Here is a 26,808-nt window from a genome sequence, read left to right on the forward strand (position 1 = left end):
CAGTTGACTTCCGCCCCCTTCGCCGCTTTATGGAGGCTCGCGCGTCAGCGCATCCCTTTGATGTCTGGGCCTTGAACCCTTTCGATTGGAGGCATTTAGGTGTCTTTCTTCCGCGAACCGCGCAATGGCGCGGCGTCACTTGTGTCCTACGGCATGCCTGTGCCTGGCACCGGTCGGCACGCACGCCTTTTCCCGAATTCCCAATGAACTGGAGAACGATGATGACAGCACGATATGGCGGCAGGCTGGCTGCGATCGGCGCTACGGCTCTGTTGACGGCGGCGGTGTTCGTGCTGCCGGCCAAGGCGGAAACCGACGCCAATGCGGTCATCAAGACCTATGCCGACATCGCGCTCGCCAAATATGAGGATTCGCTGACCACCGCGCAGGCGCTCGACAAGGCCGTCGACGCACTGCTCGCCAAGCCCTCGGTGGACACGCTGAACGCCGCCCGCGAGGCCTGGAAGGCATCGCGCGTTCCCTACCAGCAGACCGAGGTCTACCGCTTCGGCAACAAGATCGTCGACGACTGGGAGGGCAAGGTGAACTCCTGGCCGCTGGACGAGGGCCTGATCGACTATGTCGCCAAGAGTTACGGCACCGAGTCCGACACCAACGCGCTCTACACCGCCAATGTGATCGCCAACAAGGAGATCGAAATCAACGGCAAGAAGGTCGACGCCTTGAAGCTGTCGCCGGAATTCCTCTCCAGCACGCTGCAGGAGGCCGGCGGGGTCGAGGCCAATGTCGCGACCGGCTACCACGCCATCGAATTCCTGCTCTGGGGCCAGGACCTGCACGGCACCGGTCCCGGCGCCGGTGAGCGGCCCTACACCGACTATGACCTCGCCAACTGCACCGGCGGCAATTGCGACCGCCGCGCCGAATACCTGAAGTCGGCGAGCGACCTTCTGGTTTCCGACCTGCAGGACATGGTCAACGACTGGAAGGAAGACGGCGCCGCCCGCAAGAACCTCGTTGACGGCGAGCCGAACACAGCCATCACCGCGATCTTCACCGGTATGGGCTCGCTGTCCTATGGCGAACTTGCCGGCGAGCGCATGAAGCTCGGCCTGCTGCTGCACGATCCGGAAGAGGAGCACGACTGCTTCTCCGACAACACCTACAACTCGCATCTCTACGACGCCATCGGCATCCGCGCCGCCTATCTCGCCAGCTACACGCGCCTCGACGGTACCGTCGTTCAGGGGCCTTCGGTGCACGACATGGTCAAGGCGGCCGATCCGGCGATCGACAAGGAGCTGTCGGACAAGCTGGATGTCTCCGTCACCAAGATGGAGGCCATCAAGGCGCGCGCGTTGGCCGGCGAGGCCTATGACCAGCAGATCGCCGAAGGCAACACCGAAGGCAATGCCACGGTGCAGGCGGCGATCGACGCGCTGATCGACCAGACCAAGTCGATCGAACGCGCCGTCGGCTCGCTGAAGCTCAACACCATCGCCTTCGAGGGTTCCGACAGCCTCGATGCGCCGGACAAGGTGTTCAAGTAGGATCAAGAAAGTACCAGCCAAACGGCGCGAAAGCGCCGTCAGCCAGAGCAAACTATGCTGATTTGCCATTGCAACATTATCACCGAGAGGGAGATCGAGCAGTCGATCGTCGAGCTGCTGGACCAGGATCCGTGGCAGCTTATCGTGCCGGCAAAGGTCTATCATGCCATGCACAAGCGCGGTCGCTGTTGCGGCTGCTTCCCAAATGTGGTGGAAACGATCATTCGGGTAACCGAGAACTACCACGCCCGCTCGGAGGCGAGCGGCGTGGACATCGTTTCACACCTGGATCGCGTCAGAGGCCTGCGCGTCCAATACGGGAGCAGAACCCATGAAAGGCGAAAAGCAGATCATCGAGCGGCTTAACGAGGCTCTGTTTCTGGAGCTTGGAGCCGTCAATCAATATTGGGTGCATTTCCGGCTGCTCGAAGATTGGGGATACGCCAAGCTGGCAAAGAAGGAACGGGCCGAATCGATCGAGGAGATGCACCATGCCGACAAACTCGTCGCCCGCATCATCTTCCTCGAAGGGCATCCGAATCTGCAGTCTGTGGCGCCGCTGCGCATCGGCCAGAACGTCAAGGAAGTGCTCGAGTCCGATCTGGCCGGCGAATATGACGCGCGAACCGCCTACAAGCGCTCGCGCGAGATTTGCGAAGAAGCAGGCGACTACGTGTCGATGAAACTGTTCGAGGAATTGCTGTCCGACGAGGAAGGTCACATCGACTTCCTCGAGACGCAGCTCGACCTGCTTGCCTCGATCGGCGAGGAAAAATACGGCCAGCTCAACGCCGCATCGGCCGACGAGGCGGACTAAGGACATGCGGGAATGCGGCGCCCCGTAGAAGTCTTGCGCCGCTTGCGGCGGGCCGGAGATCATGGCCCGTCGCTCCAGAAGACCCCGCGGTATCAGCTGTTTCGCGGGGCTTCGCTTGCAGTCGGGTTGACACTTTCGGCTTCGGCCCTGGCCGGCGCGCCGGAACCGGCAGGCCTGGCGACGAGCCGCACCGATCTGACGCCGAAGGATCAGGCCCGCATCCTTGCCGTCACACGACCGACAACGGATTTCTCCAAGCCCGAGCAATTCGAGTTGATGCAGGGCGGCGCCGGTACGTCGCGCAGGGACGCCAACCGCGACGCCTTCTCGCAATTCTCCGCCAACATCACCTTCGAGGAAGAAGGCAACTTCAAGCTCGGCAATGCCCTTTTCCGCAAGAACTGGGTCTCGTCGCCGTCCTCGACCCAGGCTTCGGACGGCCTTGGCCCCCTGTTCAACGAGCGCGCCTGCCAGAATTGCCATTTGAAGGACGGCCGCGGCCGTCCGCCGGAAGGCGACGTCGGCTCCACCTCGATCTTCCTGCGGCTGGCGCGCGATGCCGGCAGCGCGGAAGAAAGGGCTGAGATCGCCGACCACAAGGTGCTCAATTTTCCCGACCCGGTCTACGGTTCGCAACTGCAGGATCTCGCCGTTCCCGGGCTGCGCGGCGAAGGCAGGATGCATGTCGCCTATCAGGAACAGGAGGTGACGCTCGGCGACGGCAGCGTCGTTTCGCTGCGCAAGCCCAGCTATTCGGTCGATGGCCTGGCTTATGGGCCGCTCGACCCGCACACCACGCTGTCGCCGCGTTTGACGCCGCCGATGATCGGCCTTGGCCTGATCGAGCAGATTGCGCCGGCCGATATCCTCGCCCATGCCGATCCGGAGGACCGCGATGGCGACGGCATTTCCGGCAAGCCCAACATCGTGCGTGACGGCCAAAGCGCCCAACTGACGCTCGGCCGCTTCGGCTGGAAGGCGCAGACGCCGTCGATCCGCGAGCAGGCTGCCGACGCCTTCGCCGGCGATATCGGCATCTCTACGCCGGAGATGCCAAAAAGCGAGGGCGATTGCACCGCTGCCGAGAAGGCATGCCTTGCCTTGCCGAACGGCGTGCAGCAACGCCTCGGCCCGGTCGAGGCGCCGCCGCCGGTCATGGACCTGGTCACCTTCTATTCGCAAAACCTTGCCGTCCCGGCGCGGCGCGATCTCGACACGCCGCAAGTGCTTGCCGGCAAGAAGCAGTTTTACGAAATGGGCTGCATTTCCTGTCACACGCCGAAATTCGTCACCCTTCGCGGCACGCCGAACAAGGCGCAAGCCTTCCAGTTGATCTGGCCCTATTCCGACTTTCTGCTGCACGACATGGGCCCTGATCTGGCCGACGGGCAGGCAGTCGGCGAGGCGACGGGCAGCGAATGGCGCACGCCGCCGCTGTGGGGCATCGGCCTGACCCGGACGGTCAACGGCAACACTTTCTATTTGCATGATGGGCGGGCGCGTAGCCTGGCCGAGGCGATCCTCTGGCATGGCGGCGAGGGCCGGAAGGCGCGCGACCGCTTTGCCGCCGCCGATGCGGCCGACCGCGATGCGCTGGTCAAGTTCCTGGGGTCACTCTGATGCTGAAGCGTTTTTTGCTTGCTCTCGTTCTTCCGCTGGCCATGCTCGGTGCTTCCCCGGCGTCGGCGGAGGTGAAGGCCTCCGATGTCATCCAGCGGGCCATCGACGGCTTTGTCCGCCCGGCCTATGCCAGCCTGCACCAGCACGCTGAAGCTATGACCACGTCGATGCGGGCACTGTGCGATGCGCCTTCGCAAGGCGCTCTCGATGCGGCGCGTGCCGAGTATTCGGACACGGTCGAGGCCTGGTCGGAAGCCGAGATCATCGGCTTCGGGCCGATCAAGGAGAGCAACCGGCTGGAACGCATGCTCTATTGGCCGGATCGCAAGAGCATCGGCCTGAAGCAGGTGCAGGCGGCATTGGCCGGCAAGGACCCGACCGCTACCGATCCGGTACAACTGGCCGGCAAGAGCGTCGCCATGCAGGGGGTAGGCGCGCTTGAGTTCGTGCTTTATGGCGACGGCGCCGAAGCCCTCGCCAGCAAGAACGACCCCTACCGCTGCGCCTACGGCGCGGCGGTCGCCAGCAACATCGAAACCATGGCCGCTGACGTCGATGCGGCCTGGAAGAAGCCCGATGGTTTTGCCGCACTCTGGGCCAATCCGGGACCGCAAAACCCGCTCTACCGCGACGGCACCGAAGCGGTGACCGAACTGGTGGGCGTGTTCATCAACGAACTCGAAATGGTCCGCGACGTGCGCCTCAAAGGCTTCCTTGGCGGCAAGCCGGATGCGGACAAGCCCAAGCTGGCCATCTTTTGGCGCTCGCAAAACACCGCCACGTCACTGGCTGGAAATCTCTCCGGCATGGATACGCTGTTCCAGGCCTCAAAACTTGGCGATGCGTTGCCGGAAGACGCGCGCTGGATGGCCGAATCGATCCATATCCAGCTCACCAACGGCATCGCGACCGCCAAGTCCGTGAACGGCCCGATCGACAAGGCACTCGCCGATCCGGCGCAGCGTGACAAACTCGACCATTTCGCGCTGATCACCTCCAGCCTGACAGCCCTGATCGGCACCAGGCTGACCGCCGAATTCGGCCTGACCGCCGGCTTTTCTTCGCTGGATGGGGATTGATCATGAGGACGCCGCTGATCGACCGCCGGGATTTCCTCAAGGCCGCAGGCGCGGGCTTCATCGCTGCAATGGCACCTCAGGCCTGGGCTAACACGCTTGGCACGGATGCTGTCTTTGCCACCGCCTTCGTCAAACGCGACGGCAGCTATGGCGCCGCGGTGCTGTCCGAGGCCGGCAAGCTGCTGCACGCCATCGACCTGCCCGATCGAGGCCACGACGTCACCTTCGATCCGGTGTCGAAGCGCTCGGTGGTTTTTGCCCGGCAGCCCGGCACCTTCGCCGTGGTCTTCGACCATCAAGGCCGCGACAGGCCACTGACCATTGCCAGCATCACCGGCCGGCATTTCTTCGGCCATGGCGTTTTCTCGACCGACGGGGCGCTGCTTTACGCCACCGAAAATGATTTCGACAACGCCGCCGGCGTCGTCGGCGTCTATGACGCGCGCGCGAAATTCAGCCGCGTCGGCGAGTTTCCGACCTATGGCATGGGGCCGCACGAGCTCTTGCTGCTGGGCGACGGCAGGACGATCGCCGTCGCCAATGGCGGTATCGAGACGCATCCGGACTACGGCCGCGCCGAGCTCAACATCGCGACGATGAAGCCGTCCTATGTGCTGGTCGACCGCATCACCGGCGATCTCATCGAAAAGCACGAATTGCCGGCAGCACTGCACCAGCTGTCGATCCGCCACATGGATGCATGTCCGTCCGGCACGGTCTGGTTCGGCTGCCAGTATCGGGGGCCGGGCACCGATCGTCCGCTGCTGGTCGGGCGGGCCGCGCGCGGCAAGGAATTGCAACTGCTCGACATGCCGCAGGATGTGCTCTCCGGTTTCCGCAACTATGTCGGTTCGGTCGCCGCCAATCCTGCCGCCGGCACGGTCGCCGTCTCCTCGCCGGAAGGCAATTCGCTTGCCGTCATCGACGCTGGGAATGGTCGTATCGTCGCCACCAGGGCGCTGGTCGAGGTCTGCGGCCTGGCACCGGATGGTTCGGGCTTCATGGCGACGACGGGTGCCGGCGAGATCGTCGAGGGCAATGGCACGACGCGCTCCGAGCCTGATTATGTCTGGGACAATCACATGCTGCGCATCGAGCAGGCTGCATAGGCAGCGGCCCGGAGGCCGACGGATCTGGACCCTGGCCGAAGCGAAGCCGCTTAACAATTGTGCACCATCCCCCTTGCGGCGGCGGGCCATGGCGGGCACAGGGAATTGTTTTCAACCCTGGGCGCTAACCAGACACCATGAAGCTGCTTGCCATCGACTGTGCCGCCAGTCTCTGCGCCGCCTGCGTCTATGACGCGGCGGCCGGTAGCGAGCTTGGCCGCCAGGTGCTCGATCTCGGCAAGGGCCATGCCGAGCACCTGATGTCGGTTGTCGATGCGGCGCTGAAGGCCACCGGGACCGGATATCCCGGCCTTGGCGCCATTGCCGTCTCGATCGGCCCGGGATCCTTCACCGGCCTGCGCGTCGGCGTGTCGGCCGCGCGAGGCCTGGCGCTGGCGCTGAAAATCCCGGCAATCGGCGTAACGACGCTGGAAGCACTGGCGGCGGAGGCGGCGACGATGTTTCCGGACCGGCCGGTGCTGGCCGCGCTCGATGCCGGACGCGACGAGATCCATGCTGCTCTGTATGATAAAGCGTCAGTTTTGACTTACGGTCCGGCAGTGACGACACTTTCTCAGGCCGCCACCATGGCGGTGGACATGTCTGCGGTGCTCGCCGGCACGGCTGCCCGGCAAATTGCGGCATCGGTCGGCCTCGCCTTCGACATCGGCTCGACCGCGGCCACTGCCGACATCGCCGTCTATGCGAGGCTGGCCGCCATCAAGGGGCCAGGTGAGAAGCCAAAACCGCTCTACCTTCGTGGTGCCGACGCCAAGCCGCAGGCTGGCTTTATTTTACCGAGGCAGCAACCCTGATGCGCATTCCTTTCTTTCACCCGCGCCGCAGGGACTATGCGCTCGAACCGCTGACGCTTGCCGATAGCCCCGCTGCCTCGGCGCTGCACCAGGAGGATTTTGTCCGACCCTGGACCGACGGCGAGTTTGCCTCGCTGCTCGAGCAGGACACGGTGTTCGGCTATGCCGCGCGCGAGACCGGACAGGGCTCCAAGCCGCCGGTAGGCTTCGTGCTGGCGCGGCTGGCTGCCGGCGAAGGCGAGATCCTGACCGTCGCCGTCGCCCGCTCGCATCGCCGCCAGGGCCTTGGCTGGCAGTTGATGGATGCGGTCCTGCGCGAATTGCACGCGCAGCGCGCCGAGGCGCTTTTCCTCGAGGTCGACGAGACCAACGTGGCGGCCATCGCGCTCTACCGGCGGCTCGGCTTTCGCGAAGTCGGCAGGCGCGCCAACTATTACAGATCGACGGAGCACGGCCCGACCGGCGCGCTTGTCATGCGCCGCGATCTTCGCTAGCCAGACGCCGCATGACCCCGAAAATCGGATCCAATTTTCGCAAAGGATCATGCGCCAAAATTAAAGTGTTGCGGCGTTCTTTGCGCGTCCAAAAGGACGCGCGGCGCTGTAACGGCAGGGCCGGCGAATGATCAAGAAGTTCAGGATTTTCGTGGCGCTGGCCCTCGTCGTCGCCGTCTCGCTGGTCTTCGTGCCGTTGCAGATCCTGTCGATGAAGACCGGGCTCTGGCCGGAGACGTTCATCCTGAAAATCTGGCACAGGGTGATCGCCAGGGCGCTGGGACTGCGCATCCACGTCAAGGGAACGCTCTCCAGCCAGCGCCCGCTGCTGGTTGCGTCCAACCACATCTCCTGGACCGACATCATGGTGCTGGGGTCCATGGTCGATGTGAAATTCATCGCCCGCGCCGATATGGAAGGCTGGCCACTGATCGGCATGCTGTCCAAACTGCAGCGTACCGTCTTCATCGAGCGCGAGCGCAAGCGCACGTCGGGCGAACAGGCGAGCGAGATCGCCGGTCGCATGGCCAAGGGCGATGCCATGGTGCTGTTTGCCGAAGGCTCGACAGGTGACGGCAATCTGGTGCTGCCGTTCAAGAGTACGCTGTTCGGCGCCGCCTCGATGGCGATCGCGGAAGGCGCGACGGAACAGGTTTTCATTCAGCCGGTGGCAATCGTCTACACGCGGTTGCACGGCGTGCCGCTCGGCCGCCGCCACCGGCCGATCGCCGCCTGGATCGGCGACGAGGATTTGATGCCGCACCTCAAGGTGCTGCTGGCCGAAGGTGCTCTGGACGTCGAGGTCCATTTCGGTGAACCGATCGCCTTTGCCAAGGGCTCGAACCGCAAGGAGACGGCAAGGCTGATGGAAGCCAGGGTGCGCGAGATGGTGCAGGCGGCCCTCGCCGATCCGCGCCCGAGTCGGTAGGCTGAAAGCGCTAGGCCAGAATCGTCTGTTTTTTGTCACGGAAAGGCGTTAGAAGCCGCCCAATGGACTTGAACACGATAGAGCGCGACGACATCGGCCCTGCGGCTGACAGCGCACCTGCACCCGCTGGCACGGCGAAAAAAGTCTTCGTCAAGACCTATGGCTGCCAGATGAACGTCTACGATTCGCAGCGCATGACCGATGCGCTGGCCGCCGACGGCTATGTCGCGACCGATGCCATCACCGAGGCCGATCTGGTCCTGCTCAACACCTGCCATATCAGGGAGAAGGCGGCGGAAAAGGTCTATTCCGAGCTTGGCCGCATCCGCGACATGAAGGCCGAGCGCGCCGCGGCCGGGCGCGAACTGCTGATCGGCGTCGCCGGCTGCGTGGCCCAGGCCGAAGGTGCCGAGATCATCCGTCGCTCGCCCGCCGTCGATCTGGTCATTGGCCCGCAGACCTACCACCGGCTGCCCGACGTGCTGGCAAGGGTGCGCGGCGGCGAGAAGATCGTCGAGACCGACTACGCCGTCGAGGACAAGTTCGAGCATTTGCCGCAGCCGAAGCGCGCCGAAGTGATCAAGCGCGGCGTCACCGCCTTCCTCACCGTGCAGGAGGGCTGCGACAAGTTCTGCACCTTCTGCGTCGTACCCTATACGCGCGGCTCCGAAGTTTCGCGGCCGGTGGTGCAGATCGTCGCCGAGGCTGAGCGCCTCGCCGAGGCCGGGGTGCGCGAAGTGACGCTGCTCGGCCAGAACGTCAATGCCTGGCACGGCCTGGGCGAGGATGGCAGCGAATGGGGCCTTGGCCGCCTGCTGTTCCGGCTGGCCGAAATCCCCGGGCTGGCGCGGCTGCGCTACACCACCAGCCATCCGCGCGATATGGACAACGAGCTGATATCGGCCCATCGCGACCTGCCGGCGCTGATGCCTTATCTGCACCTGCCGGTGCAGTCGGGCTCCGACCGTATCCTCAAGACGATGAACCGCAGGCATACCGCAAGCGACTATCTGGCGCTGATCGAGCGTATCCGCGCTGCGCGCAACGACATTGCGCTGTCCGGCGACTTCATCGTCGGCTTCCCAGGCGAGACGGAGGCGGATTTCGAGGCGACGATGGAACTCGTGCGCCAGATCAACTATGCCTCGGCCTTTTCGTTCAAATATTCGCCGCGTCCCGGCACGCCGGGCGCCGAAATGGCCGATCACGTGCCGGAAGCCGTCAAGGACGAACGTCTGCAGCGCCTGCAGGCCCTGCTCCTGAAGCAGCAGCAGGATTTCGGCACGAGCCTGGTCGGCAGGACCATCGACACCCTGATCGAGAAGCCCGGCCGTCAGGCCGGCCAGAAGGTCGGCCGATCGCCATGGCTGCAGCCGGTTATTGTTGATGAAAAGGCCGGCGAAATCGGTGACATTATCCAGGTGCGAATCACAAGGACGGGCTACAATAGCCTGTTCGCCGAATTGGCCTGACGGCCTCGGCAGATGAGGAGAGACGGTTGAGCGCTGCTGAACTGAAGAATCTGCCCCCGAGCCAGGCATCCGGGGCCTCTGACATGGCGCATATCGTTCTGACCTTCGACAACAACAAGCTTGCCAGCGCCCTATATGGCCAGTTCGACGAGAACCTGGCCAGACTCGAGCAGAAACTCGGCGTCGATATCCGCTCGCGCGGCAACCAGCTGACCATCAAGGGCTCGGCCTCCGCCGCCGAGCAGGCGCGCCGCGCCTTGGACAATCTCTACGGCATTCTCCAGAAAGGCGTCGACATCGGCCAGTCCGACGTCGATGGCGCCGTGCGCATGGCGATCGCCGCCGACGACCAGCTGACGCTGCCGACGCTGGAGCGCAAGGGCAAGATGTCCGCCGCCCAGATATCGACGCGCAAGAAGACCATCTATGCCCGCTCGCTCAACCAGGACGCCTATATGCGGGCGCTGGAGCGGTCCGAGCTTGTCTTCGGCATCGGCCCGGCCGGCACCGGCAAGACCTATCTGGCGGTGGCGCATGCGGCGATGCTGCTCGAACGCGGCATGGTCGAACGCATCATCCTGTCGCGGCCCGCCGTCGAGGCCGGCGAGCGGCTGGGTTTCCTGCCCGGCGACATGAAGGAAAAGGTCGATCCGTATCTGCGGCCGCTCTATGACGCTCTCTACGACATGATGCCGGCCGACAAGGTCGAGCGCGCGATTGCCGCCGAAGTGATCGAGATCGCGCCACTGGCCTTCATGCGCGGCCGCACGCTGGCACATGCCGCCGTCATCCTCGACGAGGCGCAGAACACCACGCCGATGCAGATGAAGATGTTCCTCACCCGTCTCGGTGAGAACTCGCGCATGATCGTCACCGGCGATCCGACGCAGATCGACCTTCCCTCGAACACCAAATCGGGCCTGGTCGAAGCACTGCGCATCCTCGATGGCGTCGCGGGCGCGGTGACCGTTCGCTTCGGCGACGGCGACGTGGTTCGCCATCCGCTGGTGGCGGAAATCGTCAGGGCCTATGACCGCGACGCCAAGCTGGCGCGCGGCCTGGGCACCGAAAGCTGATGTGACGATGCGGGCTCATGCCTGAAGACATAAAACCTGGCGGCGGGGATCTTTCGGTTCCCATCGACATCGATATTTCGATCGAGTCGGGCGACTGGCCTGATGAGGCGGCGCTGGCGCGTCTGGTCGATCGCGCCGTGTCGGCCGCCTTTGCCGAAACCGGCGCCGCCGGCCGTTCCGAGCTCAGCATCGTCTTTTCCGACGACGCCCATATCCGCACCCTCAACGCCGGCTGGCGCGGCAAGGACAAGCCGACCAACGTCTTGTCTTTCCCGGCTTTTCCGTTTCCGAAAGGCGGTCCGCTGCCGCCGATGCTGGGCGACATCGTGCTGGCCGCCAAGACGGTCGCCAAGGAAGCGGGCCTGGAAGACAAGCCGCTGGAGAACCATATCACCCATCTCGTCATCCACGGCCTGCTTCACCTTCTGGGCTACGATCACGAGACCGACGCCGAGGCCGAGGAGATGGAAGCGATCGAGCGCTCAGCGCTTGCGAGGCTTGCCATTCCCGATCCCTACGCGTAACTAAAAAGATCAATTGACCGGACGACGATGAACGACAAACCAGAGACTGCCGCCCGCCCCGACGCCGGCAGTGCGACCAAGCCTTCCGAAACGACGGAAGAGGGCTCGAGTCCGAGTACAACGACCGGCAGCATCGCCAGCGAGCCATCGCCTGCCGGTCCTTCCCTGTTCGATCGCGTGCTTGGCCTGTTCAGGCAGCGCAACGGCACCAGCCTGCGTGAGGAAATTGCCGGCGCGCTTGCCGAAACGACCAGCGATGCCGGCGCCTTTTCGCCCGGCGAACGGGCAATGCTCAACAACATCCTGCGTCTGCGCGAGGTGCGCGTCGAGGACGTCATGGTGCCGCGCGCCGACATCGAGGCTGTCGAGATCACGACGACGCTGGGCGATCTTCTCGGCCTGTTCGAACAGTCCGGACATTCGCGCATGCCTGTCTATTCCGAGACGCTCGACGATCCGCGGGGCATGGTCCATATCCGCGACGTGCTTGCCCACATCACCAAGGTCGCCCGCGTCAAGAAGGGCCGAACCAGTCGGAAGGCGCCGGCCACGACGCTGCTTGATCTCGCCCAGGTCGATCTCGCGCGAACCATCGGTGATCTCAACCTGATCCGACCGGTGCTGTTCGTGCCGCCGTCAATGCTTGCCTCCGATCTGATGGGTCGGATGCAGACGACACGCACCCAGATGGCGCTGGTCATCGACGAATATGGCGGCACCGACGGCCTCGCCTCGCTGGAAGACATCGTCGAGATGGTGGTCGGCGACATCGAGGACGAGCACGACGACGACGAGCCGATGATCACCCAGACCGGCGAAGGCGTCTTCATCGTCGACGGCAAGGCCGAGATCGACGAGGTCGCCAAGATGATCGGCGAGGATTTCGCCGCCGGCGAGCATGGCGAATATGTCGACACCATAGGCGGTATGATCTTCAACACCCTTGGCCGCGTGCCGGCCCGTGGCGAAGTTGTGCAGGCCATACCTGGCTTCGAGTTCCACGTGCTCGACGCCGATCCGCGCCGGGTCAAGCGCGTGCGCATCGTGCAGAGCCAGAAGGGCGAGCGTCGCCGCCGCGCCGCCCGCGCCGAACAGGCCTAAGCGCCGATCGATGTCGGTCGGCGACCCGTTCAGGCACTCGACCATAGGTTCCGGCGTATTCTACAAGGACGCGCGGGCCGCGTTGAAATGGCTCGAAAAGGCCTTCGGATTCGAGCCGAGCATGGTCGTCAGCGACACCGACGGCAGGCTGGTCCATTCCGAGATGCGCTTCGGCGACGGCTACATGATTGTCGATTCCGAATGGGCCGATCATGTCGCCAGCCCGGCTTCTGTCGGCGGCCGGAACACGCAATCAATCTATATCCGCCTCGATGCCGGCCTGGACGTGCATTGCGAGCAGGCGAGGGCAGCAGGTGCCGACATCACCCAGGAGCCTGCCGACCAGTTTTATGGCGAACGGCTTTACCGGGCGCGCGACCCCGAAGGCCATGTCTGGACATTCACCCAGACCATACGCGTCGTGCCACGCGAAGAGGCTGAGCGGCTCGGCGATCTGAAGATCGAGGGCTGGCACCGATAGCGCGGTGATTGGCCGGTCGGGGTTTCTCGGCGCAAGCCCCGTTCCGATAAATCTGATAAATCTGCTGTCGTGATTCGCGCGACTGGAAGTGTGTATGCAGCGCCTGGCCGGCCGGATAATACTGCTTTGGGGTTGGCGCCGCGCGCTGGTGGCGTTTCTCGCTGGAGCGTTGGCGGTTCTCGCCCAAGCGCCCTATGATTTCTTCGCCGTCTGCTTCGTCTCCTTCCCGCTCCTGGTCTGGCTGCTCGACGGCGCGACCGGCGAGGCCTCCGACGGGTGGCTGAGGCGGCTCAGGCCCGCCTTCGCCATCGGCTGGTGGTTCGGCTTCGGCTATTTTCTTGCCGGCCTGTGGTGGATCGGCGAGGCGCTGCTGGTCGAGGCCGACAGTTTCGCCTGGGCTCTGCCCTTCGCGGTGGTCGGAATCCCCTTTGCAATGGCCTTCTTCTACGGCTTCGCCACGGTCGTCGCGCGACTCCTGTGGAGCAACGATATCGGCCGCATTGCGGCACTCGCCTTCGGTTTCGGCCTGGCGGAATGGCTGCGCGATTTCCTGTTCACCGGCTTTCCCTGGAATGCCGTCGGCTACGCGGCAATGCCGGTGCCGCTCTTGATGCAGAGCGTGTCGGTAACCGGCATGATCGGCATGAACGCGCTGGCGGTCTTCGTCTTTTCGCTGCCCGCGCTCGTTGCGGGGCGCCGGCACCTTCGCCTGGGCTTTGGGCTGCTTATCCTGCTTGTCGCCGCCCATGTCGGCTTCGGCTATGTCAGGCTTGCCATGCCGGTCGAACCGGCAACCCGCTCGATCGATGTCCGCATCGTTCAGCCGGACGTCGATCTCAGCGAAAAGTGGGACGCTTCGGTGCGCGACCGCATCTTCGCCACACTGCTCGGCCTGTCGGCGAAGGAACCGGAACCCGGCCATGCCAAGCCGCAACTGATTCTGTGGCCGGAGACATCGGTGCCTTTCCTGTTCACCGAACGCCCGGACGCGCTGACCGCGCTGGGCGATATGCTGGGCGAAGGCCAGATGCTGGTCGCCGGCGTCGTTCGCGAGGAGGGCGGCTCGGCGGCCGGCGCCGACAGCCGCTACTACAATTCCGTGGTGGCGATCAACGACAAGGGCGAGATCACGGACGCCGTCGACAAGGTCCACCTGGTGCCGTTCGGCGAGTATTTGCCTTTCGCAGGCCTGCTCGGCCGCTTCGGCATCGAACAGCTCGTCGCCGGGCCGATGAATTTCGCGGCCGGCAACGAACGGCATCCGATCACGCTGCAGGACGGTGTGCGGGCGCTCCCGTTCATTTGCTACGAAGTTATCTTTCCCGATCTGGTTGCAGTTGACGCTACGTCATCCGAGCTTATTGTGAATGTCACGAACGACGCTTGGTTCGGGGATACACCGGGTCCGTACCAGCACTTCAGGCAGGCTCAGATCCGGGCCGTGGAGAATGGTTTGCCTTTGTTGCGCGCGGCTAACAATGGCATTTCCGCCGTTGTCGACCCGCGCGGACGCATCGTCGACGCGCTCGCCGTCGACGCGCGTGGAGCCATTGATGTGCGGGTGCCGATATCTGGGCGCGCTCTCATTTCCGCCGCCCAGCGGCGAATTAACGGATTGCTGATCATATTCCTGTTCGCCCTGGGAGGGTTCACATCGAATGTAAGGCAACGGCTACGGGTGAATTGACAGCCGACACATTAGAAACTCATACTGTAAGTGCCTAAAATTTTCTCGAAGTCGGTTGGTGGTTCTGTTGGGGCAGTTGGCTCCGGCTTCGTTTGGGCAAGAAAAAATAGAAAAAGCCGGAAAAATTCGGCGAGGAGAAAATGACAGAAGAAAACAAGAAAAAGCCGAACCCGATCGACATCCATGTCGGAAGTCGCATCAGGCTCCGGCGCAATATGCTTGGAATGAGCCAGGAGAAGCTGGGTGAGAATCTCGGCATCACGTTTCAACAGATCCAAAAGTATGAGAAGGGCACGAACAGAGTGGGCGCCAGCCGTTTGCAGGCGATAGCCTCCATCCTTAGCGTGCCGGTTGCCTTCTTTTTCGAGGATGCCCCGGGTCAGGAGGCCGTGGGCAATCGTGGATTTGCCGAAGATGCGTCGATGGCTTTCGCCGTCGAGTTCTGCGGCAGTCCGGAGGGGCTTCAACTCAACCGCGCCTTCGTCAAGATTGGCGACGTGAAGGTGCGCCGCAGGATCATAGATCTGGTGAAATCCCTTTCCACCGATGACGCCGACTGATCCAGGGGCTTGTGCCACCGGCGGCGCCCTGCCGTCGCTGGCACAAGCCAACTGTGCCGACATTTCATGCCAGAACCGCGGCAGCGCTTGACGAGCGGCGCCCGGCACCGCTAACACGTGGCGCGCCAAAATCGGCAGCCTGCCGATTTTTTTCAAGAGGGGACACCCGTGACGCGGCAGAATTACTTCTTCACCTCGGAATCCGTTGCCGAGGGCCATCCCGACAAAGTTTGCGACCGTATCTCCGACGAAATCGTCGATCTGGTCTATCGCGAGGCCAAGAAGACCGGCATGGACCCCTGGAAGGTCCGTGTCGCATGCGAGACTCTGGCTACAACGAATCGCGTCATCATCGCCGGTGAGGTCAGGGTTCCCGAGACGCTGCTGAAAAAGGACAAGGCCGGCAACATCCTGATGGATGCCGCCGGTCATCCGGTCGTCAATCCGGCCAAGTTCAAATCGGTAGCCCGCAAGGCAATCCGCGAGATCGGCTACGAGCAGGCCGGCTTCCACTGGAAGACGGCGAAGATCGAGGTCCTGCTGCACGGCCAGTCGCCCGACATCGGCCAGGGCGTCGACAACGCCGCCGACCGGCAGGGCGAGGAAGGTGCCGGCGACCAGGGCATCATGTTCGGCTATGCATGCCGCGAGACGCCGGACCTGATGCCGGCGCCGATCTACTACAGCCACAAGATTCTCGAACTGCTGGCCGCCGCGCGCCATGAAGGCAGCGGCGATGCGGGCAAGCTCGGGCCGGACGCCAAGAGCCAGGTAACCGTCCGCTACGTCGACGGCAAGGCCGCCGAAGCGACGCAGATCGTGCTGTCGACCCAGCACCTCGATTCGAGCTGGGATTCGAAGAAGGTCCGCAAAGTCGTCGAACCCTATATCCGCGAGGCGCTGGGCGATCTAAGGATCGCCGACGACTGCAACTGGTACATCAATCCGACCGGCAAGTTCGTCATCGGCGGGCCGGACGGCGACGCCGGACTGACCGGCCGCAAGATCATTGTCGACACCTATGGCGGTGCCGCACCGCATGGCGGCGGCGCCTTCTCCGGCAAGGACACGACCAAGGTCGACCGCTCCGCCGCCTATGCGGCGCGCTACCTTGCCAAGAACGTTGTGGCGGCCAAGCTTGCCGACCGTTGCACCATCCAGCTGTCCTACGCTATTGGCGTCGCCCAGCCGCTGTCGGTCTATGTCGACCTGCATGGCACCGGCAAGGTCGAAGAGGCCAGGCTCGAAGACGCACTGCGCACCGTGATGGACCTGTCACCGTCCGGCATCCGCCGTCACCTCGACCTCAACAAGCCGATCTATGCCAAGACCTCGTCCTATGGCCATTTCGGCCGTAAGGCAGGCCGCGACGGTTCCTTCTCCTGGGAGAAGACCGATCTCGCCAAGGCGCTCAAGGACGCGGTCGCCGCCTGACGGCGGCGCGGAACCCGTCCATGGATCCGAAAGGCAGGCCGAGCCGCGCGACCGAAGGGTTCTTCGGCCGCCGGCGTGGCAAGACCATTCGCCCGCAGCAGGCGGCGGCGCTGGAAAGCGGTCTTGGGATCTACGGTCTCGACCTGTCCGTCGAATCGCCTGCCGAACTGCGCAAGCTGTTCAAGGCGGATGTCTCGGCGGTGCGGCTGGAAATCGGCTTCGGCGGCGGAGAGCATTTGCTGCATCGCGCCACGGAGGCCCCGGGGACCGGCTTCATTGGCGTCGAGCCGTTCGTCAACGGCATGGCCAAGCTGATGAAGGCGGTGAATGAAAAGCCGCTCGCCAATCTGCGCGTCCACGACGATGACGCCACGCGCCTGCTCGATTGGCTGCCGCAAGCCTCGCTCGACGGCATCGATCTTCTCTATCCCGACCCCTGGCCGAAGAAAAAGCACTGGAAGCGGCGTTTCGTCGGTCCGTCGAATCTCGATCGTTTTGCCAAGGTACTGAAATCAGGCGGAAAATTCCGCTTTGCTTCCGACATCGACAGCTATGTGAACTGGACGCTGCTCAATTGCCGGGCGCATGGTGCGTTCGCCTGGCGGGCGCAGGCCGCGGCCGACTGGCATCGGCCATATGAGGGCTGGCCGGGAACGCGCTACGAGGCGAAGGCCATCCGCGAGGGCCGGCGCCCGGCCTATCTTACCTTTATCAGGAAATAGCTGCGCAAAGGCGGGCTTGCGTCGAGGTTCAACGCCCCCGCGCCAGACGCCCGGCGTTATTTTAGAAGCGGCCGATCCTGTCGAAAGCGGCCGGATCGATACCCAGATTGCGCAAATCCCGGTCACGGGGCTTGCGGCCTGCCTGCACAGCAGACGAGGCCGCAGCCGCGCTGCCGAATGCGGTAAAGAAGCCACCTATGGCGGAAAACATCGGGCGATTACTCATGGTCATATCCTTTCGCGCGCCACCGCGCGCCGGTCATACTTGTGCAATGCAACACAGATAGGCACGCGATGCCGGCAAACACAGGTGGATTACCGCATAGGCACCATGCGCCTGGTGCAACGCTGGCGCCGCTGCCGTGGCTTTGGCCTGCCCGGCACGGCAGACTTGAAACGCCGGCCGGTATCGTCTATATCAGCGTCAAATTCTTGGTCGGTATGACGAAGAGTGGGTCCACCCGGTCCCGCTCTTTTTTATTACCTGCCGGTCAGCCACCAATCGAACGACAGGGATCGAATGACTGCAACGGCAAGCGAAGGCGACGACCGCATCATCCGCGAAAGCGGTATCGATGCGCGCATCGCGCTGATCGTGCAGCCGGTGCTGCGCGGGATCGGCTTTCGCCTGGTGCGGGTGCATCTGTCGGGCCAGAACGGTCTCACGCTGCAGATCATGGCCGAGCGCGAGGACGGCACCATGACCGTCGAGGATTGCGAAGAGGTCAGCCGGGCCGTGTCGCCGGCGCTCGATGTCGATGATCCGATCGAAAAGGCGTATCATCTCGAAGTGTCGTCGCCGGGCATCGACCGGCCGTTGGTGCGCAAGTCGGATTTCGCGACATGGACCGGCCATCTGATCAAGATGGAGACCTCGATCCTCGTCGCCGAACGCAAGCGCTTCAAGGGCAAGATTGCCGAAAGCGACGCCGATGGCGTGCTGATCGCGCGCGACAAGGCGGCCTATGGCGAGGAGCCGACGGTGCGCGTGCCCTATGATGCGATCGCCGATGCCCGGCTGGTGCTGACCGACGATCTCATCCGCGATGCCCTGTCGAAGGACAACAGGGCGCGTAAGGAAGCAAAAAAGCGCCGTGGCGAACCGGAAGATGCGCCAGAGGGTGCTGAACCGGACGCTGAAGACGGAACCGAACAGGACAATTGATTGAGCTGCCGAACGAGAGGTTCGGCAACAAGCTCGGGAGAAAGACAATGGTTGTAAGCGCCAACAGACTTGAACTGCTGCAGATCGCCGACGCGGTCGCGCGCGAAAAGTCGATCGACAAGTCGATCGTCATCGCCGCCATGGCCGATGCGATCCAGAAGGCGGCGCGCTCGCGCTATGGCCAGGAGACCAACATCCGCGCCGACATCAACGCCAACACCGGCGAGATGAAGCTGCAGCGGCTGATGGAAGTGGTCGAGAAGGTCGACGATTACGCCACACAGATCGCCATCTCCTCGGCACGCGAGCGCAATCCCGACGCCCAGCTCGGCGATTTCATCGCCGAACAGCTGCCGCCGATGGATTTCGGCCGCATCGCTGCCCAGTCGGCCAAGCAGGTCATCGTGCAGAAGGTGCGCGAAGCCGAGCGCGACCGCCAATATGACGAATACAAGGACCGCATCGGCGAGATCGTCAACGGCACCGTCAAGCGCGTCGAATACGGCAACGTCATCGTCGATCTCGGCCGTGGCGAGGCGATCATCCGCCGCGACGAGCTGATCCCGCGCGAGAACTACAAATATGGCGACCGCGTTCGCGCCTATGTCTACGACGTGCGCCGCGAGCAGCGCGGCCCGCAGATATTCCTGTCGCGCACCCATCCGCAGTTCATGGCCAAGCTCTTCACCATGGAAGTGCCGGAAATCTACGACGGCATCATCGAGATCAAGTCGGTCGCCCGCGATCCGGGCTCGCGCGCCAAGATCGCCGTCATCTCGCGCGACTCGTCCATCGATCCGGTTGGCGCCTGCGTCGGTATGCGCGGCAGCCGCGTCCAGGCGGTGGTCGGCGAGTTGCAGGGCGAGAAGATCGACATCATTCCGTGGTCGCCCTCGGCCGCCTCGTTCATCGTCAACGCGCTGCAGCCGGCCGAAGTAGCCAAGGTCGTGCTCGACGAGGATGCCGAGCGCATCGAGGTCGTGGTTCCGGACGACCAGCTGTCGCTGGCCATCGGCCGCCGCGGCCAGAACGTCCGTCTTGCTTCGCAGCTCACCGGCTGGGACATCGACATCCTGACCGAGCAGGAAGAGAGCGAGCGCCGCCAGAAGGAATTCGTCGAGCGTTCGGCGCTGTTCATGGAAGCTCTCGACGTCGACGAGATGGTCGGCCAGGTGCTTGCTTCCGAAGGTTTTACCAGCGTCGAGGAAGTGGCTTACGTCGATTCCGGCGAGATCGCCTCCATCGACGGCTTCGACGAGGACACCGCCTCGGAAATCCAGACCCGCGCCCGCGAGTATCTGGAGAAGATCGAGGCCGAGCACGACGACAAGCGCAAGGCGCTCGGCGTTGCCGACGAACTGCGCGAAATCCCCGGCATCACCACCGCCATGATGGTGACGCTCGGCGAGGACGGCGTGAAGACGATCGAGGACTTTGCCGGCTATGCCGCCGACGACCTGACCGGCTGGAAGGAACGCAAGGACGGCGAGACCAAGGTCTATCCCGGCGTGCTCGCTGCCAACCACGGCGTTTCGCGCGCCGATGCCGAGCAGATGGTTCTGGCCGCCCGCCTCAAGGCTGGCTGGATCACCGAGGACGAGATTGCCGCGCAGGAAGCGCCGGCTGACGAAACCGTCGGTGCGTGAGGTGAAACCGCATCGCACAGAACCCGCCCTTGAACGAGATGAACGATCGCACCTGCATCGTCACCCGCAGGCAGGCCGAACCGGATGAACTGATCCGGTTCGTCGTCGGCCCGGATTCGGCCGTCGTTCCGGACATCAAGAGAAATCTGCCCGGCCGCGGTTGCTGGGTCAGCGCCGAGCGCCTACATGTCGACAAGGCAGCGGCGAAGAACCTGTTTGCCCGCGCCTTCAAGGCGCAGGTGACCGTTCCCGCCGATCTCGGCGGCATGGTCGACGGGCTGCTTTCCAGATCCGCACTAGGCATGCTCGGCCTTGCCCGCAAGGCAGGCGCAATCGCGCTCGGAGCCACCAAGGTGGAGAGCGCCGTGCGCTCAGGGCTGGCACTTTTCGTGCTCCACGCGACTGAAGCGTCCGACGATGGCGTGCGCAAGATCAGCCAGGCGCGGCGGGCAACCGTGCATCTCGGTGGCCCCGCCATCCTTGCCTACAAACTTTTCCCCGAGGCCGAGTTGAGCTTGGCATTGGGGGGTACAAATGTGATACATGCTGCCGTTCTCGCGCAAGACGCGGGCAGGGCGGTCCAGAGGCGCATGGTTGCGCTCGACCGGTATCGGGGCGGTTCCCCGGACGATCTGGCAATGCTTGCGGCCGTTGCTGACGAAGATGATGCCGCAGAGGATATGGAATGAGCGATACGAAATCGGGCGACGACAAGACGTTGAGCGTTACGCCGAAGAAGACCTTGACGCTGAAGCGGCCCGGCATGGAGCAGAGCACCGTGCGCCAGAACTTCTCGCACGGACGCACCAAGGCGGTCGTCGTCGAGACCAAGAAGCGCAAGTTCTCGCTGCCCGGCGACAAGCCGGAGCCGGCCGCCGCTCCCGTGTCCGTCTTCACGCCGAAGCCCACTGTTGCGGCCGCGCCCGTCGTGCAGGAAGCGCCCAAGGCGCCACCGCCTCCGCCGCCGGTCGAGCGCAGCGGCATGGTGCTGAACGAATTGTCGCGTGGCGAGATGGAAGCCCGCCGCAGGGCTCTCGAAGGCTCCAAGGTCCGTGAGGTCGAAGACCGCCAGCGCGCCCAGGAAGAGGCCAAGCGCCGCGCCGAGGATGAAGAGCGCCGCAAGCGCGAACGCGAGGAATCAGCGCGCCGCCAGGCCGAGGAAGAAGCGCGGCTGCAGACCGAGGCCGAATCCCGGCGCCGCGCCGAGGAAGAGGCACGCCGTCGCGCGCCGCTAGCCGCCGAACTGGCGACAGTCGACGACGATGAGGACGTCAAGCCGAAGCGCACTGGCGCCGGCGCCCCCGTGCGCCGTCCGGTCACGCCCGAAGTGGCGCGTCCGGCCAAGCCCACCAAGGGCGAGGAAGACCGCCGCCGCGGCAAGCTGACCCTCAACACGGCGCTTTCCGACGAGGATGCGCGCGCCCGCTCGCTGTCGTCGATGCGTCGCCGTCAGGAAAAATTCAAGCGCGCGATGCACAATGAGCCGCGCGAGAAGGTTATGCGCGAAGTGATCTTGCCCGAAACCATCACCATCCAGGAACTGGCGCAGCGCATGTCCGAGCGCGCGGTCGATGTGGTCAAGTTCTTCATGAAGCAGGGCCAGATCATGAAGCCGGGCGACGTCATCGACGCCGACACAGCTGAACTGGTCGCCACCGAATTCGGCCATACCGTCCGCCGCGTCGCCGAGTCTGACATCGAGGAAGGCCTGTTCAATATCGCCGACAATGCCGAGGACCTGGTGTCACGTCCGCCGGTGGTGACGATCATGGGCCATGTCGACCACGGCAAGACCTCGCTGCTCGACGCCATCCGCAGCGCCAACGTCGTCTCTGGCGAAGCCGGCGGCATCACCCAGCACATAGGCGCCTACCAAGTCGAGAAGAACGGTCAGAAGATCACCTTCATCGACACGCCCGGCCACGCCGCCTTCACGGCGATGCGCGCCCGCGGCGCCCAGGCGACCGACATCGCCGTGCTGGTGGTGGCGGCCGACGACAGCGTCATGCCGCAGACGATAGAATCGATCAGCCATGCCAAGGCGGCCGGTGTCCCGATCATCGTGGCGATCAACAAGATCGACAAGCATGATGCCGACCCGCAAAAGGTGCGTTCGGAACTGCTGCGCCACGAGGTCTTCGTCGAATCCATGGGTGGCGAGGTACTGGACGTCGAAGTGTCGGCCACCAAGGGCACCAATCTCGACAAGCTGCTCGAAGCGATCCTGCTGCAGGCCGAAATCCTCGACCTGAAGGCCAATCCGGACCGCACGGCCGAAGGCGTCGTCATCGAAGCCCAGCTCGACAAGGGCCGCGGTCCCGTCGCCACCGTGCTGGTGCAGACCGGCACGCTGATGCCGGGTGACATCCTGGTTGCCGGCAACGAATGGGGCCGGGTGCGCGCGCTGGTCAACGACCGTGGCGAGCATGTCAAGGAAGCGCCGCCGGCGATGCCGGTCGAGGTGCTTGGCCTCCAAGGCACGCCGCAGGCCGGCGACCGCTTCGCCGTGGTCAACAACGAGGCCCGCGCCCGCGAGATCACCGAGTATCGCCAGCGCCTGGCGCGCGAGAAGGCGGTGGCCAAGCATGCCGGCCAGCGCGGCTCGCTCGAACAGATGATGTCGCAGTTGCAGACGAGCGGGCTGAAGGAGTTCCCGCTGGTCATCAAGGGCGACGTGCAGGGTTCGATCGAAGCGATCAACGCCGCATTGGACAAGCTCGGCACCGACGAGGTGCGCGCACGCATCGTCCATGCCGGCGCCGGCGCCATCACCGAAAGCGACGTGTCGCTGGCGGAAACCTCGGGTGCCGCGATCATCGGCTTCAACGTCCGCGCCAATGTGCAAGCGCGCGCCGCGGCCGCTGCGGCAGGCATCGAGATCCGCTACTACTCGATCATCTACAATCTCGTGGATGACGTGAAGGCGGCGCTTTCCGGCCTGCTGTCACCCGAGCGTCGCGAGACCTTCATCGGCAATGCCGAGATCCTCGAGATCTTCGACATCACCAAGGTCGGCAAGATCGCCGGCTGCCGTGTCACCGAAGGCAAGGTCGAGCGTGGAGCGGGCGTGCGCCTGATCCGCGACAACGTCGTCATCCACGAAGGCACGCTGAAGACGCTGAAGCGCTTCAAGGACGAGGTTTCGGAAGTGCCGGGCGGCCAGGAATGCGGCATGGCCTTCCAGAACTACGAAGACATGCGCGTCGGCGACGTCATCGAGTGCTTCCGCGTCGAGATGGTGACCCGAACGCTCTGAGTTCGTATACTGTCGATACGACCGGGCGGTGGTCGAAAGGCCGCCGCCCAAGCCGTATTGAGAAAGCCCTATTGAGACATGCGGTGCGGTCCCATCCCGCACCTCACGATTTCAGGATCGAGAAAAATGCCCCGTTCAACCACATCAGGTCCATCCCAGCGCATGCTGCGCGTAGGCGAGCAGGTGCGCCATGCCTTGTCCGAAACCTTGCAGCGCGGCGAGATCATCGATCCGCTGATCGAGAACGCCGTGGTCTCGGTGTCGGAAGTGCGCATGTCGCCCGATCTGAAGATCGCCACCGCTTTCGTCTCGCCGCTCGGCGTCAAGGACACCGACGCGGTGGTCGAGGCGCTCAACAAGCATGCGAAATTCGTTCGCGGCCGTGTCTCGGGCGCGCTGCGGCAGATGAAGTACATGCCGGAATTCCGCTTTAGACTCGATACGTCCTTCGACAATTTCGCCAGGATCAACGACCTCTTGAAATCGCCCGAAGTGGCGCGCGATCTCGACAACGACAAGGACGAGAAATAATGGGACGCCGCGGCAAGAAGAAGGGCCGGCCGGTCTCGGGCTGGCTGGTGCTGGACAAGCCTGTGGGCATGGGCTCGACCGAAGCCGTCTCCAAGATCAAGTGGCTGTTCCAGGCCGAAAAGGCCGGCCATGCCGGCACGCTCGACCCGCTCGCCTCCGGCATGCTGCCGATCGCGCTCGGCGAAGCCACCAAGACCGTGCCCTACGTCCAGGACGGCGCCAAGATCTATCGCTTCACCGTTGCCTGGGGTGACGAGCGCTCGACCGACGACCTCGAAGGTCCGGTGACGAACAGCTCGGACAAGCGTCCCGCCGAGACCGAAGTAAGAGCGCTGCTGCCGAAATACACCGGCATCATCATGCAGACGCCGCCGCAGTTCTCGGCCATCAAGATAGCCGGCGAGCGCGCCTACGATCTCGCCCGCGACGGCGAGACGGTCGATATACCCGCGCGGGAGATCGAGATCGGCCGCCTCGATCTGGTCGAGCACAGTGGCGAGCAGACCATTTTCGAAGTCGAGTGCGGCAAGGGCACCTATGTCCGCTCGCTGGCCCGCGACATGGGCCGCGACCTCGGCTGTTTCGGCCACATCGCCGAATTGCGCCGGGTCGAGGTCGAACCGTTCACCCAGGAAGACTTCGTCACCATCGCCGAGCTGGAGGCCGCCCGTTTCGGCCAGCAGGGCGATGAGGGTTCGGATACGACCGATGATGCATCCGACGCTGCCGATCTGCCGGTCGACTTCACGGCCATCGATGCGCTGCTGGTCGACACGTCAGCCGCGCTCGATTGCCTGCCGCAGGTCGCCATCAGCGACGATGCGGCGGTGAAAATCCGGCTCGGCAATCCGGTCATCATTCGCGGCCGCGACGCGCCTGTGGAGGCCGAGGAAGCCTGCGCCACGGCGCGTGGCAGGCTGGTCGCCATCGGCGCCATCGAACAGGGCATGTTCAAGCCCAAGCGGGTCTTTGCCGGGTGACGGCACTCAGCTAGTTTCGGCCAGACATTACGCTTGAGGGGGCACATGGCAAAAGCTGAGACGGTCAGGAAGCGGGCGCCGCTGAAAACAAGGCGGCCGCCCGTCGGCGCCTCGCCGGGCACGCTGATCGCCGACCCGTCGGCGCGGCGCAGCGAACTCAGGCTGACGCTGATGTCGCCGGAGAAATTCGAGACCATCGAAAATGCCAGCATCGACGACCTCAACACGCATTGCGACAGCTGGCCGGTCATCTGGCTGGATTGCACCGGCCTTGCCAACATCCCGCTGATCGAGGAGATCGGCCGCATTTTCAGCCTGCATCCGCTGGCGCTGGAGGACGTCGTCAACACCGGCCAGCGGCCGAAGGTGGATTTCTTCGAGGATCACGCCTTCGTCGTCGTGCGCATGATCGACGACGTCACGGCGCATCGCTACGAACAGATCGCCGTCTTCTTCGGCAAAAATTTCGTCATCACCTTCCAGGAGCGCGAGGGCGACCCGTTCAATCCCGTGCGCAAGCGTATCGAAAGCTCGATGCCCAACCGGCTGCGCTCGCGTGGCGCCGATTATCTCGCCTATGCGTTGATCGACGCCATCGTCGACAGCTATTTCCCGCCGATCGAGGCAGCCGGCGAACAGGTCGACAGCATCGAGGACCAGATGCTGAACATGCCGCACAAGCACCAGATGCGGCAGCTGCATGAGTTGCGCCGCGACGCCAATGTGCTGAAGGGCGTGCTGTGGCCGATGCGCGACGCGCTGGCGACGATGATCCGCAACGACGTGCCCTATGTGAAGGCGGAAACCAAGATCTTCCTCAACGACACGCTCGACCATTCGCTGCGGCTCATCGAACTGGTCGAGACCCAGCGCGACATGCTGACCGGCCTGATCGAGATGCATCTGTCGCTGAGCCAGGCGCGCACCAACGACGTCATCTCCTATCTCACTATCGTCTCGGTGATCTTCATGCCGCTCACCTTCCTGGTCGGCGTCTGGGGCATGAACTTCGACCCTGACAGCTCGCCGTGGAACATGCCGGAGCTGAAGTCCCAGTACGGCTATCCAGCTTCACTGTTGTTCATGGCGCTTGTTGCTGTCGGGCTTGTCGCCTTCTTCAAATGGAAGAAGTGGCTTTAAGGCCATTTCGGCCGCGGAATTCTTGATTTTCCTAACAAAAGCCTGCGACAAGCCGGCTTGTGAATTAGGCTGGTGTTTTTGTCGGAATTGCCCTATATGCGCCGCAGCTTCGCGCCCTGACGCGTTGCTTGCACCGGCCCCTGCTGGACGACATCCCGGCTGAGGGCGTCCCGTTTCCTCGAACAGATAAGGAAAAACACGATGTCGATTACTGCTGAGCGCAAACAGGAATTGATGGGTGAATTCGCAACCGCCAAGGGCGATACCGGGTCTCCGGAAGTCCAGGTGGCCATCCTTTCCGAGCGCATCAAGAACCTGACCGACCACTTCAAGGACCACAAGAAGGATAACCATTCCCGCCGTGGTCTGCTTGCTCTCGTCTCCCAGCGCCGCAGCCTGCTTGATTATCTCAAGCGCAAGGATGACGCGCGCTATCAGACGCTGATCGAGAAGCTCGGTCTGCGCCGTTGACGAATTGACCGGCGGGCTTTCTTCGGAGAGCCCGCCGGTCGCGCATTGGAGCATCGGGTCAATCCAGTACTCCAACGCAAGGAATGGAGCGCCGTGCGTCCCCCTTTGGACGCGCAAAAGGACGCTCCAAAAAGTTTGAATTTGCGCGTGATGCTTCCCGAGATTTCGGAGTCAGGCGCAAGGCCGGTC

27 protein-coding genes are annotated in these 26,808 nt (G+C 63.7%); 26 read left to right on the top strand and 1 reads right to left on the bottom strand.

All coding sequences use genetic code 11. From position 1 onward, the window contains the following. Positions 1–221: 221 nt before the first annotated feature. The 18 genes from DH08_RS09870 (at position 222) to trmB (ending at position 17,430) form a co-directional block, all read left to right on the top strand. Entirely contained in the window at positions 222–1,511 is a 1,290-nt protein-coding gene (locus DH08_RS09870; RefSeq protein ID WP_192179131.1) for an imelysin family protein, read from the top strand. 54 nt (positions 1,512–1,565) lie between these two features. Continuing rightward, complete coding sequence (locus DH08_RS09875; RefSeq protein WP_006201122.1) at positions 1,566–1,877, top strand: hypothetical protein; 312 nt, start codon at positions 1,566–1,568, stop codon at positions 1,875–1,877. Then, on the top strand, positions 1,843–2,328 hold the full coding sequence (bfr, locus tag DH08_RS09880; protein ID WP_065518165.1) for a bacterioferritin: 486 nt from the start codon (positions 1,843–1,845) through the stop codon (positions 2,326–2,328). Before DH08_RS09875 ends, bfr begins: the two co-directional genes overlap by 35 nt. Positions 2,329–2,340: 12 nt before the next feature. Further along, on the top strand, positions 2,341–3,948 hold the full coding sequence (locus DH08_RS09885) for a di-heme oxidoreductase family protein (RefSeq protein ID WP_192179132.1): 1,608 nt from the start codon (positions 2,341–2,343) through the stop codon (positions 3,946–3,948). Continuing rightward, the gene (locus tag DH08_RS09890) at positions 3,948–5,027 is read left to right on the top strand and encodes an imelysin family protein (RefSeq protein WP_192179133.1); all 1,080 of its coding nucleotides are present in this window, start codon (positions 3,948–3,950) and stop codon (positions 5,025–5,027) included. The genes DH08_RS09885 and DH08_RS09890 overlap by 1 nt, the downstream gene beginning before the upstream one ends. Before the next feature lie 2 nt (positions 5,028–5,029). Next, positions 5,030–6,136: a DUF1513 domain-containing protein gene (locus DH08_RS09895; RefSeq protein ID WP_192179134.1), complete on the top strand. Its 1,107-nt coding sequence runs from the start codon at positions 5,030–5,032 to the stop codon at positions 6,134–6,136. A gap of 137 nt (positions 6,137–6,273) precedes the next feature. Then, positions 6,274–6,951, top strand: coding sequence for a tRNA (adenosine(37)-N6)-threonylcarbamoyltransferase complex dimerization subunit type 1 TsaB (gene tsaB, locus DH08_RS09900; protein ID WP_192179135.1), 678 nt, complete (start codon positions 6,274–6,276; stop codon positions 6,949–6,951). Then, positions 6,951–7,445, top strand: coding sequence for a ribosomal protein S18-alanine N-acetyltransferase (gene rimI / locus DH08_RS09905; RefSeq protein WP_192179136.1), 495 nt, complete (start codon positions 6,951–6,953; stop codon positions 7,443–7,445). The genes tsaB and rimI overlap by 1 nt, the downstream gene beginning before the upstream one ends. Positions 7,446–7,572: 127 nt before the next feature. Further along, complete coding sequence (olsA, locus tag DH08_RS09910) at positions 7,573–8,373, top strand: lyso-ornithine lipid O-acyltransferase (RefSeq protein WP_192179137.1); 801 nt, start codon at positions 7,573–7,575, stop codon at positions 8,371–8,373. 62 nt (positions 8,374–8,435) lie between these two features. After that, positions 8,436–9,845: a tRNA (N6-isopentenyl adenosine(37)-C2)-methylthiotransferase MiaB gene (gene miaB, locus DH08_RS09915; RefSeq protein ID WP_192179138.1), complete on the top strand. Its 1,410-nt coding sequence runs from the start codon at positions 8,436–8,438 to the stop codon at positions 9,843–9,845. A gap of 83 nt (positions 9,846–9,928) precedes the next feature. Then, complete coding sequence (locus tag DH08_RS09920; protein ID WP_246800759.1) at positions 9,929–10,921, top strand: PhoH family protein; 993 nt, start codon at positions 9,929–9,931, stop codon at positions 10,919–10,921. Positions 10,922–10,938: 17 nt separating this feature from the next. Beyond that, positions 10,939–11,445 carry an rRNA maturation RNase YbeY gene (ybeY, locus tag DH08_RS09925; protein WP_192179140.1) on the top strand — a complete coding sequence of 169 codons (507 nt, stop codon included), beginning with the start codon at positions 10,939–10,941 and terminating at the stop codon, positions 11,443–11,445. Between the two features lie 27 nt (positions 11,446–11,472). Further along, the gene (locus DH08_RS09930; RefSeq protein ID WP_120015045.1) at positions 11,473–12,546 is read left to right on the top strand and encodes a hemolysin family protein; all 1,074 of its coding nucleotides are present in this window, start codon (positions 11,473–11,475) and stop codon (positions 12,544–12,546) included. Between the two features lie 10 nt (positions 12,547–12,556). Then, the gene (locus tag DH08_RS09935; protein WP_192179141.1) at positions 12,557–13,027 is read left to right on the top strand and encodes a VOC family protein; all 471 of its coding nucleotides are present in this window, start codon (positions 12,557–12,559) and stop codon (positions 13,025–13,027) included. A gap of 94 nt (positions 13,028–13,121) precedes the next feature. Beyond that, positions 13,122–14,714, top strand: coding sequence for an apolipoprotein N-acyltransferase (gene lnt, locus DH08_RS09940; protein WP_192179142.1), 1,593 nt, complete (start codon positions 13,122–13,124; stop codon positions 14,712–14,714). A 140-nt stretch (positions 14,715–14,854) separates the two neighbouring features. Then, on the top strand, positions 14,855–15,274 hold the full coding sequence (locus DH08_RS09945; RefSeq protein WP_006202918.1) for a helix-turn-helix domain-containing protein: 420 nt from the start codon (positions 14,855–14,857) through the stop codon (positions 15,272–15,274). A 168-nt stretch (positions 15,275–15,442) separates the two neighbouring features. Beyond that, positions 15,443–16,708: a methionine adenosyltransferase gene (metK, locus tag DH08_RS09950; protein WP_006202919.1), complete on the top strand. Its 1,266-nt coding sequence runs from the start codon at positions 15,443–15,445 to the stop codon at positions 16,706–16,708. A 20-nt stretch (positions 16,709–16,728) separates the two neighbouring features. Continuing rightward, positions 16,729–17,430, top strand: a complete 702-nt coding sequence (trmB, locus tag DH08_RS09955) for a tRNA (guanine(46)-N(7))-methyltransferase TrmB (protein WP_192179143.1) — start codon at positions 16,729–16,731, stop codon at positions 17,428–17,430. A 61-nt stretch (positions 17,431–17,491) separates the two neighbouring features. Here the strand turns inward: trmB and DH08_RS09960 are convergent, their stop codons facing one another. Then, a complete protein-coding gene (locus DH08_RS09960) occupies positions 17,492–17,656 on the bottom strand; it encodes a hypothetical protein (protein ID WP_192179144.1) in 165 nt (54 codons plus the stop codon). A 294-nt stretch (positions 17,657–17,950) separates the two neighbouring features. On the opposite strand from DH08_RS09960, the gene rimP reads away from it, so the two are divergent. From rimP to rpsO, 8 genes are all read left to right on the top strand, one after another. Continuing rightward, a complete protein-coding gene (gene rimP / locus DH08_RS09965) occupies positions 17,951–18,595 on the top strand; it encodes a ribosome maturation factor RimP (protein ID WP_192179145.1) in 645 nt (214 codons plus the stop codon). A gap of 47 nt (positions 18,596–18,642) precedes the next feature. Then, positions 18,643–20,241: a transcription termination factor NusA gene (nusA, locus tag DH08_RS09970; protein WP_192179146.1), complete on the top strand. Its 1,599-nt coding sequence runs from the start codon at positions 18,643–18,645 to the stop codon at positions 20,239–20,241. Positions 20,242–20,279: 38 nt separating this feature from the next. Continuing rightward, on the top strand, positions 20,280–20,930 hold the full coding sequence (locus tag DH08_RS09975; protein WP_192179214.1) for an RNA-binding protein: 651 nt from the start codon (positions 20,280–20,282) through the stop codon (positions 20,928–20,930). Next, positions 20,927–23,497, top strand: coding sequence for a translation initiation factor IF-2 (gene infB / locus DH08_RS09980; protein ID WP_192179147.1), 2,571 nt, complete (start codon positions 20,927–20,929; stop codon positions 23,495–23,497). The genes DH08_RS09975 and infB overlap by 4 nt, the downstream gene beginning before the upstream one ends. Positions 23,498–23,623: 126 nt before the next feature. After that, positions 23,624–24,028 (top strand): 30S ribosome-binding factor RbfA, encoded by a 405-nt coding sequence (rbfA, locus tag DH08_RS09985; protein WP_006202926.1) that lies wholly within the window; start codon positions 23,624–23,626, stop codon positions 24,026–24,028. Continuing rightward, entirely contained in the window at positions 24,028–25,008 is a 981-nt protein-coding gene (gene truB, locus DH08_RS09990) for a tRNA pseudouridine(55) synthase TruB (RefSeq protein ID WP_192179148.1), read from the top strand. Before rbfA ends, truB begins: the two co-directional genes overlap by 1 nt. A gap of 45 nt (positions 25,009–25,053) precedes the next feature. Continuing rightward, positions 25,054–26,148, top strand: coding sequence for a magnesium/cobalt transporter CorA (gene corA, locus DH08_RS09995; RefSeq protein WP_192179149.1), 1,095 nt, complete (start codon positions 25,054–25,056; stop codon positions 26,146–26,148). 201 nt (positions 26,149–26,349) lie between these two features. Next, positions 26,350–26,619 (top strand): 30S ribosomal protein S15, encoded by a 270-nt coding sequence (gene rpsO, locus DH08_RS10000; RefSeq protein WP_006202929.1) that lies wholly within the window; start codon positions 26,350–26,352, stop codon positions 26,617–26,619. The last annotated feature ends 189 nt before the right edge of the window (positions 26,620–26,808 follow it).

It is taken from the genome of Mesorhizobium amorphae (assembly GCF_014843845.1).
Lineage (GTDB): Bacteria > Pseudomonadota > Alphaproteobacteria > Rhizobiales > Rhizobiaceae > Mesorhizobium > Mesorhizobium amorphae_A.